The organism is Actinosynnema sp. NPDC059797 (assembly GCF_042732085.1).
Lineage (GTDB): Bacteria > Actinomycetota > Actinomycetes > Mycobacteriales > Pseudonocardiaceae > Actinosynnema.
Genome location: NZ_JBHWIE010000173.1, coordinates 1 through 15,602 on the forward strand (window position 1 = coordinate 1; position 15,602 = coordinate 15,602).

The 15,602-nt window shown below is 74.0% G+C and carries 13 protein-coding genes and 1 tRNA gene; 8 read left to right on the forward strand and 6 right to left on the reverse strand.

The features are described from left to right. Positions 1–70: 70 nt before the first annotated feature. The 3 genes from otsB to ACFV4N_RS28515 form a co-directional block, all read right to left on the reverse strand. Complete coding sequence (gene otsB / locus ACFV4N_RS28505) at positions 71–2,602, reverse strand: trehalose-phosphatase (RefSeq protein WP_499675691.1); 2,532 nt, start codon at positions 2,600–2,602, stop codon at positions 71–73. Positions 2,603–2,658: 56 nt separating this feature from the next. Next, positions 2,659–4,095, reverse strand: a complete 1,437-nt coding sequence (locus ACFV4N_RS28510) for an alpha,alpha-trehalose-phosphate synthase (UDP-forming) (RefSeq protein ID WP_499675692.1) — start codon at positions 4,093–4,095, stop codon at positions 2,659–2,661. A 153-nt stretch (positions 4,096–4,248) separates the two neighbouring features. After that, the gene (locus tag ACFV4N_RS28515) at positions 4,249–5,619 is read right to left on the reverse strand and encodes a threonine/serine exporter family protein (RefSeq protein WP_499675693.1); all 1,371 of its coding nucleotides are present in this window, start codon (positions 5,617–5,619) and stop codon (positions 4,249–4,251) included. Between the two features lie 247 nt (positions 5,620–5,866). On the opposite strand from ACFV4N_RS28515, the gene ACFV4N_RS28520 reads away from it, so the two are divergent. The 3 genes from ACFV4N_RS28520 to mgrA all read left to right on the forward strand — a co-directional run bounded on the left by ACFV4N_RS28520 (position 5,867) and on the right by mgrA (position 8,112). Further along, positions 5,867–5,942, forward strand: a tRNA-Thr gene (locus ACFV4N_RS28520). Positions 5,943–6,199: 257 nt separating this feature from the next. Next, on the forward strand, positions 6,200–6,829 hold the full coding sequence (locus tag ACFV4N_RS28525) for a hypothetical protein (RefSeq protein WP_499675694.1): 630 nt from the start codon (positions 6,200–6,202) through the stop codon (positions 6,827–6,829). 254 nt (positions 6,830–7,083) lie between these two features. Beyond that, positions 7,084–8,112, forward strand: a complete 1,029-nt coding sequence (mgrA, locus tag ACFV4N_RS28530) for an L-glyceraldehyde 3-phosphate reductase (RefSeq protein WP_499675695.1) — start codon at positions 7,084–7,086, stop codon at positions 8,110–8,112. Here mgrA and ACFV4N_RS28535 read toward each other — a convergent pair. The 3 genes from ACFV4N_RS28535 to ACFV4N_RS28545 form a co-directional block, all read right to left on the reverse strand. After that, positions 8,095–9,123 carry an NUDIX hydrolase gene (locus ACFV4N_RS28535; RefSeq protein WP_499675696.1) on the reverse strand — a complete coding sequence of 343 codons (1,029 nt, stop codon included), beginning with the start codon at positions 9,121–9,123 and terminating at the stop codon, positions 8,095–8,097. The genes mgrA and ACFV4N_RS28535 overlap by 18 nt on opposite strands. 144 nt (positions 9,124–9,267) lie before the next feature. After that, a complete protein-coding gene (locus ACFV4N_RS28540; protein ID WP_499675697.1) occupies positions 9,268–10,692 on the reverse strand; it encodes a sensor histidine kinase in 1,425 nt (474 codons plus the stop codon). A gap of 7 nt (positions 10,693–10,699) precedes the next feature. Beyond that, entirely contained in the window at positions 10,700–11,398 is a 699-nt protein-coding gene (locus tag ACFV4N_RS28545) for a response regulator transcription factor (protein ID WP_499675698.1), read from the reverse strand. A 107-nt stretch (positions 11,399–11,505) separates the two neighbouring features. Between ACFV4N_RS28545 and ACFV4N_RS28550 the strand changes: the two genes are divergently transcribed. The 5 genes from ACFV4N_RS28550 to ACFV4N_RS28570 form a co-directional block, all read left to right on the forward strand. Next, positions 11,506–11,706 carry a hypothetical protein gene (locus ACFV4N_RS28550; protein ID WP_499675699.1) on the forward strand — a complete coding sequence of 67 codons (201 nt, stop codon included), beginning with the start codon at positions 11,506–11,508 and terminating at the stop codon, positions 11,704–11,706. Positions 11,707–11,715: 9 nt separating this feature from the next. After that, positions 11,716–12,378, forward strand: coding sequence for a Crp/Fnr family transcriptional regulator (locus ACFV4N_RS28555; protein WP_499675700.1), 663 nt, complete (start codon positions 11,716–11,718; stop codon positions 12,376–12,378). Positions 12,379–12,472: 94 nt separating this feature from the next. Continuing rightward, the gene (locus tag ACFV4N_RS28560; protein ID WP_499675701.1) at positions 12,473–13,339 is read left to right on the forward strand and encodes a hypothetical protein; all 867 of its coding nucleotides are present in this window, start codon (positions 12,473–12,475) and stop codon (positions 13,337–13,339) included. Continuing rightward, positions 13,336–15,267 (forward strand): hypothetical protein, encoded by a 1,932-nt coding sequence (locus ACFV4N_RS28565; RefSeq protein WP_499675702.1) that lies wholly within the window; start codon positions 13,336–13,338, stop codon positions 15,265–15,267. Before ACFV4N_RS28560 ends, ACFV4N_RS28565 begins: the two co-directional genes overlap by 4 nt. Further along, positions 15,264–15,602, forward strand: a 339-nt coding sequence (locus ACFV4N_RS28570; RefSeq protein WP_499675703.1) for a hypothetical protein, incomplete at its 3' end; no start/stop codon positions are given. The genes ACFV4N_RS28565 and ACFV4N_RS28570, both read left to right, overlap by 4 nt.

The following is a 15,602-nucleotide window of genomic DNA, read 5'->3' on the forward strand; positions in this document are numbered from 1 at the left end:
GCGCCAATCTCTAACATATTCCGGGGCGGCCCGGGTGGGGTGGGCACCGGGCGCGCCGTCGACGGAACCGCTACTTCGCCGCCAGCAGCTGGGCGCAGCGGATCAGGCCCAGGTGGCTGTAGGCCTGCGGGTGGTTGCCCAGCGACCGCTCCGCGATCGGGTCGTACTCCTCGGGCAGCAGCCCGGTGGGCCCGGCCGCGTCGACCATCTGCGCGAACAGCTCCTCGGCCTCGGTGCGGCGGCCGGTGAGCAGGTACGCCTCGATCATCCACGCCGCGCACAGGTGGAAGCCGCCCTCGTCGCCGGGCAGGCCGTCGTCGCGCCGGTAGCGGTAGACGGTCGACCCGGAGCGCAGCTCGGCCTCGATCGCGGTGACGGTGGCCTGGAAGCGGTCGTCCGCCGGGTCGATCAGGCCGGCCAGGCCGACGTGCAGCGACGCCGCGTCCAGGTCGTCACCGTCGTAGGCGGTGGTGAAGGACTGCGCCTCCTCGCTCCACCCGTGCTTGAGCACGTCGTTGGCGATCGTGTCGCGCAGCACCGGCCACGACGGGTCGACCTCCCGGCCGTACGCCTCGGCCAGCTTCACGGCCCGGTCCAGGGTCACCCAGCACATGACCTTCGAGTACACGTGGTGGCGCGGCGCGTGCCGCTCCTCCCAGATGCCGTGGTCGGGCTCGTGCCAGCGGCGGGCGACCGCCTCGGCCATGGCCTGCACCATGCGCCAGTCCTGGTCGGTCAGCGAGCCGCGCGCCGCGGCCAGCTGCGCGACCAGGTCGACCACCGGCCCGAACACGTCCAGCTGCACCTGCTGGTTGGCCAGGTTGCCGACGCGCACCGGACGCGACCCGGCGTACCCGGGCAGCGTGTCGATGACGGCCTCGGCGCCCAGCATGGTGCCCTGGAGCGTGTAGAGCGGGTGCAGGCGCTCCGGGCCGGGCAGGGTCTCCAGGACCCGGTGCAGCCACTGGAGGAACGCCTCGGCCTCGCCCAGGGACCCGACCGACACCAGCGCCTGGGCGGTCAGGGCCGCGTCGCGCAGCCAGCAGTACCGGTAGTCCCAGTTGCGGATGCCGCCCAGCTCCTCGGGCAGCGAGGTGGTGGCGGCGGCCATGATCGCGCCGGTGTCGTGGTGGACCAGGCCCTTGAGGGTCAGGGCCGAGCGCAGCACCAGGTCCGGTTCGACGGTGGGCAGCTTGAGCGTCGCGGCCCAGTCCGACCAGTGCGCGCCCGCCCGCGCGCGCCGCTCGGGCTCGCCCAGGGTGGACTCGGACAGGTCGTCGGTGCCGCAGCGCAGCTCCAGCAGGATCGGCGCGCCCTCGCGCGGCCGGACGACCGCGGTGGCGGTCTCCTGCTGCCCGTCGGAGGTGATCTGCCAGTCCACGCCGGGCGAGCGCAGCACCATCGGCTCCGAGGTGCCGACCACGCGCAGGCCCTCGCGCTCGCGCAGCAGCCGCACCGGCACCTGCCCGAACTCCGGCCGCGGCGCGAAGGTGATCACCGCGTTGGTCGAGCCCGAGATGCGCCGCACCACGTCGGTGCGGTGCGCGGGCACGTCGTGGTCGAGGTAGTCGGTGACCAGCAGGCGCGACCAGCGGGTCTCCACGATCATCGTGCCCGGCACGTACCGCTGGCCCAGGGGCAGCGACCCGTGCTCCGGCTTGATCGAGAAGTGGCCCGCGGACGGGCCGCCGAGCAGGTCGGCGAACACCGCCGCCGAGTCCGGCTCCGGGTGGCACAGCCAGTTCACCCGGGCGTCGGGCGTGAGCAGCGCCACGGACCGCTCGTTGGACAGCATGGTCAGGCGCTCGATCGGCACGGCCTGGTCGCCGTGCAGCCACGCGCGCCGCTCCTCCAGCAGGAACGCGAGCACGGTGGCCACGTCGAGCGTGTCGGAGACGGAGTACTCGGCCAGCGACTCGCCCTCGCCGACCTTGATGCCCACGTCGGGGCCGGTCAGCCGGGCAAACGCTTTCTCGTCGGTCACGTCGTCGCCCACGAAGACGGCCGCGGTCGCCGACGCGCGGTGCCGCAGCACGTCCAGGGCGTGGCCCTTGTCGGTCTGGACCACGGCCAGCTCGATCACGGCCTTGCCCTCGGTGACCTGCACGCCGTCCCAGCCGGCCGGGCCGGTGCGGACGGCGTCGAGGACCCGCTCGCCCACCTCCGGGTCGGCGCGGCGGACGTGCACCGCGATGCTCGCGGGTTTCACCTCCAGGCCGACGCCCTCGTGGCCGGCGACGACCTCCTCCAGGGCGGTTTCCAGGCGGCGGTGCAGGGCTCGCGCGTCCGCGTCGAGCGCGTGCACGAACCCGACGTCGAACTCGGAGCCGTGCGAGCCGACCAGGTGCACCTCGGACGGCAGGCGTGACAGGGTCGCCAGGTCGCGCAGCGCGCGCCCGGAGATCACCGCGGTCGTCGTCTCGTGCAGACCGGCCAGCGAGCGCAGCGCGCCCACCGACTCGGGCAGCGGACGGGCGTCCTCGGGGTTGGCCACGATCGGAGCCAATGTCCCGTCGTAGTCGCAGGCGACCAGCAGGCGCGGTGTGCGGGCCAGCTGCACGATCGCACGGCGAAGCTCGGCGGGGAGGGCCTCGGCGGTCAACGCCCCTCCTCAAATGCTCGGTGGGACAGGTAAGGGTGGTCTGAACTGATTCAGATTCAGATCGCGGTCTGCGTGCCCAGTGCGTCAAGGAACGATCGCGCCCAGCGGTCTACGTCGTGCGTGAGGACTTGGCGTCGCAGCGCGCGCATCCTACGGCGGCCTTCGGCCGGATCGAGTGTGAGGGCGGATTCCAACGCGTTCTTCACGCCGTCGAGGTCGTGGGGGTTGACGAGGAACGCGCTCGTCAGCTCGGCCGCCGCGCCGGCGAACTCGGAGAGCACCAGGGCGCCGCCGAGGTCGTACCGCGTGGCGACGTACTCCTTGCAGACGAGGTTCATGCCGTCACGCACCGGCGTGACCACCATGACGTCGGCGGCGGACATGAACGCGGTCAGCTCGCGGCGGTCGACCGATTGGTGCAGGTAGTGGACGATCGGGTGGCCGACGGTGGAGAACTCGCCGTTGATCCGGCCGACGATCTGCTCGATCTCGCTGCGCATCTGCTTGTAGTGCTCGACGCGCTCGCGGCTCGGGGTGGCGAGCTGGACCATCGTCACCTCGGTGGGGTCGACGCGACCGTCGGCGAGCAGCTCGTAGAGCGCGCGCAACCGCACGTCGATGCCCTTGGTGTAATCGAGGCGGTCGACGCCCAACAAAATCTTCTTCGGGTTCCCGAGGTCTTCCCGAATTTTGCGGGCGTGCTTCTGCACCTCCTTGTCGCGGGCGAGCGCGTCGAGGCCGGCCGAGTCGATGGAGATCGGGAACGCGCCCACGCGCACCGTCCGGTCGCCGACCTGCACCACGCCGGGCCGGGTGCGCACGCCGACCGCGCCGCGGCTCGGCTCCAGGCCGACCAGCCGCCGCGCCAGCCACAGGAAGTTCTGCGCGCCGCCGGGCCGGTGGAAGCCGACCAGGTCCGCGCCGAGCAGGCCGCGGATGATCTCGGTGCGCCACGGCAGCTGCATGAACAGCTCGACCGGTGGGAACGGGATGTGCAGGAAGAAGCCGATGCGCAGGTCGGGGCGCAGCTCGCGCAGCATCGCGGGCACCAGCTGGAGCTGGTAGTCCTGGACCCACACGGTCGCGCCCTGGGCGGCGACCTTCGCGGTCACGTCGGCGAACCGCTGGTTCACCCGCACGTAGGCGTTCCACCAGCGCCGGTGGAACGCGGGCGGCGCCACCACGTCGTGGTAGAGCGGCCACAGGGTGCCGTTGGAGAAGCCCTCGTAGTAGTCCGCGACCTCGGTGGCGCTCAGCGTCACGGGGTGCAACTGGAGGCCGTCCTCCTCGAACGCCTCCACCTCGGCGTCGGCGATGCCGGGCCAGCCGACCCACGCCCCGCTGTGGGCGCGCAGGAACGGTTCCAGGGCGCTGACCAGGCCGCCGGGGCTGTGCTTCCAGCGCTGGGTGCCGTCCTCCAGGCGCTCCAGGTCAACCGGGAGGCGGTTGGCCACGACCAGGAAGTCCGCGCCGTTCTCGCCAATGCTGCTCACCGGGTAGCGCCTCCTCAGGGATTCGTCTCGCCCACGTCGAGGTTAGTGGGAACGCGCAGGTTGGATGCCCTGCCGTCGGTCCCGTCACACTGGGTTGACTTGACGAAAGCACGTCAGGTGGGCGACGTCACGTGGAAACCGGGTGATCAGGCTCTACCTGCGCACACGCGCCACGAGCCGCCCCACGCCGGAGCGCACCGGCCGCCCCAGATGTTCACCCAGAACGACGCCGCTGGCCAGGGCGAGCGCGGTGCCCGCGGCCAGCACGAGCGTCGACAGGCCGGCCGGGTCGCCCTCCGCGGTGAGCTGGTAGAGGCCCAGGTAGGTGGTGTAGCCGGGCAGCAGCGGCACCACGCCGGCGACCGCGACGACGGTCGCGGGCACGCGCAGCCGCCGCGACACCACCTTGCCGCCGAAGCCGACCACCGTGGCCGCGACGGCGGAGGCGGTGACGGCGTTCGTGCCGGTGAGGGAGAGCAGGCCGAAGCAGGCCGTGCCGACGGCGCCCGCCGCGGCGGCGAGCAGCAGCGCGCGCGGCTGGGCGTAGCTGGCCAGGGCGAAGCACGCGGAGGTGGCCGCGCCCGCGGCGAACTGCACGGGCAGGTCCGAGATCAGCGGCGGCAGCGGGTCGGCGACCCTGGTCTGGACGCCCAGCTGCACGCCCGCCCGCAGGGTCATCGCGACGCCCGCGATGAGGCCGGCGGTGAGCAGCGCGACCTCTATCGTGCGGGCCGCCGCGGTGAGGTTGTAGCCGGTGATGGCGTCCTGCACGGTGCCGACCAGCGACAGGCCGGACAGCAGCACCACGATGCCGGTGGCCACCAGCAGCGACGGGCGGACGCCCGGCAGCAGGTCCGTGGCGTACATGGCCAGGGCGGCCGCGGTGGCCAGGGCGCCGCCGACGACCTGCTGGAAGAAGAACGGGAGCGCGCGGCGGTTGAGCAGCCTGCCGACCCGGTCGATGACCGCGGTGACCGCGGCGGCGGTCAGGGCCAGCGCCGGGCCGCCGCCCACGAGGAAGGCGACCGCGCCCGCCATGCCGGCCCAGGCGAGCGTGGCGACCCAGCGCGGGTAGGGGTGGTCGGCCCTGGTCACGCGGTCGATCTCGGCGTGGGCCCGGTCGGCGGTGACGAGGTGCGCGGAGATCCGCCGGATCAGGTCCTCCACGGCGGCCAGGCGCGTGTAGTCGAGGCCGCGGGTGCGGACCACGCGCATGGACGTGACCGGCGCGGCCTCCGTGCCGCGCAGGCAGGAGACGGTGATCGAGGTGTAGGTGACGTCGGCCTCGGTGTGGGGCAGGCCGTAGGCGTCGGTGACCGCGAGGATGGTGTCGGTGACGTCCGCCGCGCCCGCCCCGCCGGCCAACTGGGCCTCGCCGACGCGCAGGGCGAGGTCGAGCACGAGGTTGACGGTCGAGTCGTCCGGGAGGGACGGTCCCTCGACCGGCCGCTCCGGCTCGTGCTGCCGGTGTCGACGCCACAGCCGCACCCGTGCCTCCTCGTCGGGGTCGGTCCTCCCCGCCACGCCGACGGCCGCACAGCTGTGCCTGTGTCCTGCGACACCCTCGGCCGAGGGACCCGGACGAGGGGATCTGGTCACTGTCCGTTCAATACTGTTGATATCGCTGGCCAGCGGTTTTACTGTCCGTTGGCACCACCCGGACGGTACCGCCAACCTCCGGACGGACCAACGCGGGGACACGGTGAGCAGACCGTTCGCCGCAGGTGGCACCCACTGGTGGCGCTTACGATGTTCCCGGCCTCCGGGCCGCGCCGGTGTAGCTCAATTGGCAGAGCGCTCGCCTTGTAAGCGAAAGGTTGCGGGTTCAAGTCCCGCCACCGGCTCCACGCGGTTCCGGCCACCCCCGCCGACGGCGGCGCGGTGGCCGGGAGCCGGCCGTCCTGCCCGTCCGGCGCAGCCGCCCGGGGCCGGAGGGCGGCGGGCGGGGCGTCTTTTCGGAGCAGGGGAATTCCGGGGTCGTGTGTCCTGGCTCACAAGGGGCAACCGGGATAAGGCCGCGGCGTCTTTCCGGTTGACGCAAATGAGCGTCCTCCGAAAAATCCACGAGCTCGTCGTGGTGTTCAATTCCAGGGGGGAATTGATTATGAAGGCCGTTGTGCCCGTGCTCGCCCTCGCGCTGGCCGGATTCGCTTTCGCAACGCCGGCTGCCGTCGCGCAGCCCGCGTCCGAGGTGCACCTCGACTTCGACGGGGACGGCCGGGTGGACCGGGCGTGGATCGAGTCCGTCGCCGGCAACCCCGCGCCGACCACGCAGGTGCTGTCCGCCCAGGTCGGCGCCGAGCGCTACCGGGCGTACGTGCCGTTCTCCTCGTGGGGCACGGACGTCAGGCCGATGCACGTCGTCGACCTCGACGGCGACGGGCGGGAGGAGGTCGTGGTCACCGAGTCCGTCGGCGCCAACACCACCATGTCCAGCGTGTGGGGGGTCGACGGCAGGCTGCGGCCGCTGACCGCCGCGGCCGGCGGGAAGCTGGTGCTGGCCGAGGGCGGCGGGCTCGCCGCGCGCAGCCTGTTCGGCTGCGAGACCGACGGCGACGGCGACCGCGCGCTGGTCACCGTCTCGACGCAGCTCGACTGGGACGCCAACCGCTACGTGGGCGAGCGCGTCGTCCACGCCGTGGCCGGCGGTGTCGCCTCGGAGGTTTCGCGCACTCCCGTCGACGCGGCCCCGGGCGACCCCGTCTTCGACCTCGACGTCGAATCCTGCCGATAATCGGTTTTGCCGCGGTCGGATTTTGAATATTTTCACCGTGTTCGACCCGAGGGGAAGTTGTGGAGGAGATCGTGTCGAGGGGAACCGAGCAGGACGGCGACATCAGCACCCAGCAGCGGGGTGTGGGACCGGTCTTCGATGAGCGGCCGGCGAACCGGTAGGCACCGGTGGTGGAGGGGCGGGTCCCGGGCACGTCCGGGGGCCCGCCCCGACCGGTGCGGCGGGCGGCGGTCACGCGTGCGAAGGTGTGGGGCATGTCCTACCGACCCGACGGATCGCGGTACGACCGGATGACCTACCGCCGCTGCGGGCGCAGCGGCCTCAAGCTGCCGGCGGTGTCGCTCGGCCTGTGGCACAACTTCGGCGAGGACCGCCCCCGCGAGCTGGGGCGCTCGATCATCCGCCGGGCGTTCGACCTGGGCATCACGCACTTCGACCTGGCCAACAACTACGGCCCGCCCTACGGCAGCGCCGAGGCCAACTTCGGCCGCGTCCTGGCCGAGGACCTGCGCCGCCACCGCGACGAACTGGTGATCTCCACCAAGGCGGGCTACGACATGTGGCCCGGCCCGTACGGCGAGTGGGGCTCCCGCAAGTACCTGCTGGCCTCGCTGGACCAGTCGCTCGGGCGCATGGGCCTGGACTACGTCGACATCTTCTACTCGCACCGGTTCGACCCGGACACGCCGCTGGAGGAGACGGTCGGCGCCCTGGTCAGCGCGGTCCAGCAGGGCAAGGCCCTCTACGTGGGCATCTCCTCCTACTCGGCGACCAAGACCCGCGAGGCGGCCGAGCTGCTGCGCTCCGCGGGCGTGCCGCTGCTGATCCACCAGCCCTCGTACTCGATGCTCAACCGGTGGATCGAGCGGGAGCTGCTGGACGCGCTCGGCGAGCTGGGCGTGGGCTGCATCGCGTTCTCGCCGCTCGCGCAGGGCATGCTCACCGACAAGTACCTGGACGGCATCCCCGAGGGCTCCCGCGCCACGCAGGGCAAGTCCCTGTCGACGGACCTGCTCGGCGAGGCGAACCTGGCGCACGTGCGGGCGCTCGCCGAGATCGCGGCGAGCCGCGGCCAGTCGCTGGCCCAGCTCGCGCTGACCTGGGCGCTGCGCGACCCGCGGGTCACCTCGGTGCTGATCGGCGCGAGCAGCGTGGCGCAGCTGGAGGACAACGTCGCCGCGCTCGACGGCCCGCCGCTCACCGACGACGAGCTGGAGCGCATCGAGGAGCACGCCGTGGAGTCCGGCATCGACCTGTGGGCGCAGTCATCGAACGCCGGCTAGCGCGGCGGCCCTGATCGCGAGGAGCAGCGGCAGCGAGCCGTCGTCGCGCAGCCGGTCCGGCAGCAGCGCCGACAGCTCGACGCCGTCCCGCAGGGCCGCGCCGACGGCGGCGAGGTCGAGCGGCACGAGGAGCACCGGCGAGCTGTAGAGCCGCTCCACGCCCCTGGCCCGCCGCCCGCGCACCTCGTCGGCGCCCACGCCCAGCTCCGTGAGGCCGAAGAACTCCGGTCGCGCGCCGCGCTCCATCCACCGGGCGAAACCGACCACGCGGGTCGACCGGACCTCGTCGGCCCGCAACCCGGTCTCCTCGCACAGCTCGCGCTCCATGCCCCGGCGCACCGACCCCCCGAGCGTGTCGGCCAGGTCGCGCGGCTCCAGCGAGCCGCTGCCGGACGGCGCGAGAAGCAGCCGGCTGGCCGCGTTGTGCTGCGACTGCACCACCAGTACGGCGTGGCCGTCGGTGGTCAGCGCGAGGGTGGAGATGCCGACCGGGTCGGCCAGCTCGCTCTCGGCGAGCGTGCGCAGCCGGCCCGCGCCGTCCACCATCAGCCTCCGGCGCGGGTCGAACTCCTCGCCGGAGGAGCGGTCCACGATCCGCAGCGAGCACAGCTCGTTGGAGCACTCGCCGTCGAAGAAGCGGGCGCGGTGCAGCCGGACCGGTCCCGGGCCCAGGGGCTCGTCGCGCAGGCCGACCACGGGGCCGTTGAACAGCGTCCGGCCGCGGGCCCGCAGCGGCAGCACGTGCGGCGCGGTCGCCCGCAGCCCCGGCGGCAGCCGGTAGGGCTCCTCGGACACCTCCACCGGGCGGTCCGCCGCGCGCACCGCCGCGTCGATCGCGTCGCTGACCAGCGCCGTGCCGCGACCCGGCAGCACCACGCCGAACGAGCTGGGCAGCACGGTCACCGCGCCCAGCAGCACGCCCAGCCCGGCCACCAGCACCGGCCACTCCCGCGCGCCCAGGAACGCCAGGTAGTCGAACCTCGCCCGCGCCCGCCGCGTCAGCCTGCCCACGTCGGGCGGGCTACAAAACCAAGATCGGTGGTGAAGGGCCTATTTGCGAGACCGCACCGAGGGGGGCTCGACCTGCCGACTCCCCGGGCGGCCGAGCCGCCGCGGCAGTTCAACGCTGCGAGGCCGCGTCGGAGCCGCGGCAATTCAACGCCGCGGCAGCCGAACTTCGAACAGCGTCGAGCCCGGTCTGCTGTCCAGCTCGATCGTCCCCCCGTGCGCCACGACCAGCGAGTGCGCCACCGCCAGCCCCAGCCCGCTGCCGCCCCGGTCGCGGGTCCGCGAGTCGTCGACCCGGTAGAACCGGTCGAAGATCCGGCCCTGGTCGGCGGCCGGGATGCCGGGGCCCGAGTCGCTCACCCGCAGCACCGCCCGCCCCGGCGGCGTGGACAGCGACAGCGCCACCGCCGTCCCGGCCGGGGTGTGCACGGCGGCGTTGGTCAGCAGGTTGTCCACCACCTGCCGCAGCCGCACCGGGTCGAACGCCAGCCGCACCGGGCCCGGTGGCGCGGTCACGCTCAGGGGGTGCGTGGGGCGGGCCGCCCGGAACGCGTCCGCCGCCTCGCGCACCAGCTCCACGAGGTCGCCGTCGGCGAGCCTCAGCGGGGTCTCCACCTCGGCCGCGTCGAGCCGGGCCAGCAGCAGCAGGTCGTCCAGCAGCACGCTCATCCGCGCCGCCTCCGACCGCAGCTTCTCCAGGTGCGCCTCGCGCTCCTCCGGCGCGTTGGCCGCCGCGTACCGGAACAGGTCCGCGTAACCCCGGATCGACGTCAGCGGCGTGCGCAGCTCGTGCGAGGCGTCCGCGATGAACCGCCGCAACCGCTGCTCGGCGGCCGTGCGGGCGGCCAGCGACGTGTCGATGTGCTCCAGCATCGTGTTGAACGCCGTGCGCAGCTCCTCGACCTCGACGCCGCCGCCGTCGCCCTCCGCGCGCACCGGCAGCCGCGCCGAGTCGGTCAGGTCGTGCGAGGTGATGTCGTGCGCGGTGCGCGCCATGTCGCTCAGCGGCTGGAGCCCGCGCCGCAGCACCGCCCGCCCGATCACCACGAACGCGATCAGCGCGAGCAGGAACGCGGCCACCTCCACCAGCACGAGCTGCCGCGTCGTGGTGGTGATGTCGCGCATCGGCGCCGCGCTGACCATCACCACGCCGTCGGCCACCTCGCAGCCGCGCAGCCGGTACGCCCCCAGCCCGTCCAGGTACTCGGTCTGGAACGCCGGTTCCTCGCCGCCGATCACCCGCCGCGCCACGGCGGTGAACTCGTCGACGTCGGCGGAGCCCTCGGGCAGTCCCGAGGTGTCCACCGGCCGCGGTTGGCCGTCGCGCACCTCGTAGAGCGCGGAGTACCAGCCGTAGACGGAGCTCTTGAGGCTGTGGTTGCGGTCGTACTCCTTCTTCAGCGACACCTGCGTGGTGGCCATCTGGTCGTCCATGCGGCGCGCCAGGTAGTCCTCCATGGACTTCACCATCACGGTGCCGACCACGGCGAACACCGCCAGCGCCAACGCGCCCAGCCCGAGGGCCAGGCGCGTGCCCAGGGGCATCCGGCCCCAGCGGGCCAGGAGCTTCACCCCGCGCTCATTCCGCGGCCCGGCGCAGCACGTAGCCCACGCCGCGGACGGTGTGGATCAGCGGCTCGCCGCCGTCGTCCAGCTTGCGCCGCAGGTGCGACACGACCAGCTCCACCACGTTGGACCGGCCGCCGAAGTCGTACTCCCACACGTGGTCGAGGATCTGCGCCTTGGTCAGCACGGTCGGCGACCGGCGCATCAGGTACCGCAGCAGCTCGTACTCGGTCGGCGTGAGCGTGACCAGCCGGCCGCCCCGGCGGACCTCGCGGGTGTCCTCGTCCATCGCGAGGTCGGCCACCTTCAGCACCGACCGCTTCCAGGTCGGCCCGGTCGACCGCCGCAGCACGGCCCGCAGCCGCGCCATCAGCTCCTCCACCGAGAACGGCTTGACCAGGTAGTCGTCGCCGCCGCGGGTCAGGCCGGCGACCCGGTCGGCGGTGCCGTCGCGGGCGGTCAGGAACACCACCGGCACCATCGCGCCGGACGACCGCAGCCGGTCGAGCACGGTGAAGCCGTCCAGGTCCGGCAGCATCAGGTCGAGCACCACGATGTCCGGGTGGAACTCGGCGGCGGCCCGCAGCGCCGCCTCCCCGCTGCCCGCGGTGGCGGCCTGCCAGCCCTCGTACCGCGCGACCGTCGCGACCAGGTCGGCGATGTGCGGTTCGTCGTCCACCACGAGCACTCGAACCGGGTTGCCCTTGTCCACGTGCCCATGGTGCGCCACCGCGCGCGGGCCCGCGGCCGGCCCTCCCGATCAACAGCGTTTCGACAGGTGCCGGACAGGGGAGGGCACGGCTTCCCCGCGCGGGCCCGGTGGTGCGCCCCGCCCGGCCCCGCCACTGCCTGGCCCGCCACTGCCTGGCCCGCCACTGCCTGGCCCGCCACTGCCTGGCCCGCCGCTGCCTGGCCCGCCGCTGCCTGCCCTGCCGCTGCCTGCCCCGCCCCCAGCTCGTCCCGCCACCGCCCGCGACCCGGTTCGGCCGCATCCCGCCCCACCGGTCCGCGGTGCGGTAGACAGTGGGGGTGAGCGGGCCGACAACCCGACCCCCGCGGGGCTTCCGGGCGCTGGTCGACGAGGGCACGTGGCGGGCGCTGCTGGAACGGGGCGCGCCCCGCGAGTACCGACCGGGCGAACCGCTGCTGCGGCAGGGCGAACCCGGCACGGTGGTGCTGGCGCTGGTCTCGGGGCGCGTGAAGGTGCTCCGGACCGAGCCCGACGGCGGTCAGCTGCTGGTCGCCCTGCGCGGACCGGGCGACCTGCTGGGCGAGATCGCCGTCCAGTCGTCGGTGCCGCGGACCGCCACCGTGCGCGCGATCGACCGCTGCGTCGCGCGGGTCGTGGTCGCGGCGGCGTTCGACGCCTTCCTGGAGGAGCACCGGGCGCGCAAGCAGCTGACCGACTACGGCTTCGCCAAGCTGTCGCAGGCCGTGCCGTACCAGGTGCGGCTGGTGCACTTCACGCCCGAGCGCAAGATCGCCCGCCTGCTGCTGGAGGTCGTGACCCTGGCCGACGACGGCAGCCCGCACGTGCCGTTCTCGCAGCAGGAGATCGCCGACGGGCTGGGGCTCGCGCGCAGCACGGTGGCGCTGAACCTCCAGCGGCTGCGGGAGAGCGGCGCGCTCCGGCCGGGCCCGCGCCTCGTGGTCGCCGACCTGGAGGACCTCAGGGCGCACGCCGGGATGTGATCCGCGTCACGCCTGATCTGTCCGTCGGCGGACAACCCCGCCGGCGCGGAACCGGGACCCTCCTCCTCGTCGGGACTTCTGAGGGGGAGGAAGCGTGGAGCGCAAGTGGGTGCCGCTGCCGCCGTACCGCTCGTTGCTGGTGGTGGACGTCAAGGACTTCAGCGGCCTGCCCGGCCGCGACCACGCCGCGGTGACCGACGCGATCCCGGACATCCTCTACGGGGCGTTCGAGCGCGTCGGCGCCGTGGACGCGTGGGCGAAGCGCCGCTTCCAGCAGAGCACCGGCGACGGCCTGTCGGCCGCGTTCGACTCGGCCGTGCTCCCGCTGCTGGTCGACCCGATCCCGCGGGCGCTGCAGGAGGAGCTGGAGTTCCGCGCCCAGGTCGACGGGCTGCCCGAGCTGCGGATGCGGATGAGCGTCGCGGTCGGCCCGATCACCGACCCCAACCCGGACGGCGTGAGCACCGGCAGCGGCCACGCCCGCGTGGAGAACCACCGGCTCCTCGACGCCGACGTGGTCAAGGACCTGCTCACCCGGTCCGGCCCGGCCACCCGGGTGGCGGCCGCGATCTCCCGCAGGGCCTTCGAGGACGCCGTGGTCTCCGGGTACGCGGGCGTCGACGAGGACCGGTACGTCGGTGTCCCGGTGCGCGTGAAGTCCTTCGACGGCACCGTCTACCTGAGGGTGCCGCTGCCGACGGGCGACCTGCTGCGCAGCGGTTTCGAGCCCCCGGCCGCGGCGGACCCGCCCGATGCGGACCCGGCCGCGGCGGTCGCGGAGCGCGACACGTGGAGCAACCACGTGAGCGGCGTCGTCCACGGCACCGTCGTGCAGAGCCGCGACCACTACCACGGCGACCGCACCACCTACACCGCCCACGGCGACAACAACGTCAACAGCGGCCCCGGCACCCAGTTCACCGGCGACGGGGTCCGCTACTACGGCCGCCCGCGGCCGTGACGCGCTCGAACGACGTCCGGGGGGACGTGCACGGGTCCGTCCACCAGAGCCGCGACCACGTCCACCGCGACACCCACGCCTACGAGGTGCGCGGCCCGAACACCGTCAACAGCGGCCCCGGCACCCAGATCAACCACTTCCACGACGTCGTCCGGCGCAAGCGCCGCGAGGCGCGGCTCGTGGCCGACGACCACGTCCGGGCCCTCGCCGACCGGTTCGTCCGCCCCGGCCGGTTCCCGGAGCACCTGTTCGCCGAACCCGGCGCGGTGGTCCTGGCCGGCCCGCCCGGCACGGGGTGCCGCACGGCGGCGCTCATGCTGCTCACCGCGATGGGCACCACCGGGCTCGACGCCCTCAGGGAGCTGCCCGACCGGCCCGGCGACCCCGAGGAGGCCGCGCTCGACCCCGAGGACTTCGACGAGGACGACCGGCTGCTGCTCGACCTCACGGCGCTCGACCGGGAAGGGGTGGTCCGGCTGCGGCCGGACCTGGAGGCCGTGCGGTCCGCGGTCGCCGCCAAGCGGGCCAGGCTCGCCGTGGTCGCGCGCCGGGACCAGGAGGACCTGCTGGGCGACTCGCTCGTCCCGCTGGTCGTCCGGCTGGACCCGCCGCCCGCCGTCGACGTGCTCAAGGCGCACCTGGGCCTCGACGACCTCCGGGTGCCCGACGACGTCCACCGGCACCTGGCCGGGGCGTCACCGGGCGAGGCGGCGGACCTCGCGCGGCTGACCCGCGAAGCGCGCGACGCCGAGCCGCACGCGGGTGTCGCGGCGTGGCTGCGCGCGGCGAAGGAGGCGCAGACCCACCGCGACGAGGTGGCGGCCGACCTGTTCCGGGAGCACCGCGACGGGGCCACCCGCGCGCTGGCCGTGGCCGCCGCGTTCCTCTCCGGCGCGCCGCTGGAGGCGCTGGCGCGGGCCGAGGCGCACTTCCGCAGGCTGGTCGAGCTCCCCGAGGACGACACCCACCTGCTCGAAGGCCCCTACCTGGCCGAGCGGATGACCCGGGTCGGCCTGCGCACCGGCGGCGCCCGCGCGATCGGCTTCACGTCCCTCGCGCTCGACGCCGCGGTCCGCACGCACTTCTGGACCTACTTCCCCCGGCTGCGCGACCGGATGCCCGACTGGGTGGAGGTCGTGGTGGGGCTGCGCGAGGTGGACGACCCGAGCGCGGCGAGCCTCGTGGCCAGGTTCGCCGACCAGGCGCTGGCCACCGGGCGGGTCGAGCACCTGACGGCGCTGGCCCGCCGGTGGGGCGGGGGCGACCGGCCGGACCTCGCGCTCCAGGTCCTCACCACGGGGCTGGAGCACCACGGGTGGGGCGCCGCGTTCCGCGACGAGGTCTACCGCCGGGCGAGGGGCGCGGACCTGTCGCCCCAGTACGCCCAGGTGCTGATCACCGCCTGCGTCGCCGTGATCGCGCCGAACCGGCCGACCGAGGCGCTGGTCCGCCTGCACCACCTCACCCGGCACCGCGACGAGGCGGTGCGCGGCGAAGCCCGCGAGGCGCTGCTCGACCTGGTGCGCCGGCGCGGGCTCCACCGCTGGCTGCTGCACCGCCTCGTCAAGTACGGGGTGCGGCGGACCGACCACGCGATCGTCCACGAGCTCGACGTCCCGCCCGCGGCGGCGCGCGGTCGCCGCGCCCGCCACGACCTGGTCGCGGTGTGGGGCGAGGTGCTGGCCGCCGGGGCCGGGGCGGTGCCGGGGCACGTCCTGGGCCGCCTGCTCGACCGGGACCCCGTGCTGCTGGTGGACGCCTGCGCCGGTCGGGTCCGCCCGCTCAACGACCTGTACCTGGCCGTGCTGGAGCGGGTGCGCGACGCGCCGGGCGCGGAACCCCGCGCGTCCTGGTCGGCCCGCGCCCGGCGACTGCGACGGCACATCGACCTGGCATTGGGGATCCCGCACGTGGAGGACGGGCGATGAGCGATGACACGACCGAGGTCCTGCTGCCGGCGGCGGCCTGCCTGGTGCTGCCGACGCTGGTCGGGGCCGGCGCCGGCTGGCCGGTGTGGGTGATCGCGGCGGTGGTGTGCGCGCTGCTGGCGGTCACCGCGGTGACGGTGAACCAGCGCCGGTACCGGCGCCGGCAGCGCGCCCTGCTCGCCGAGCACCTCGCCGAGCAGGAGGAGCGGGAAGCCGCCCCGCCGCCGCCGGATGTCGAGCCGGAGGACTGGGAGCAGGAACGGGAGATCGCGCCGGTCACCCTGCCCAGCGCGGTGCCGGACTACCGGTTCGCGTTCGGCTGCGTCGTGCACTGG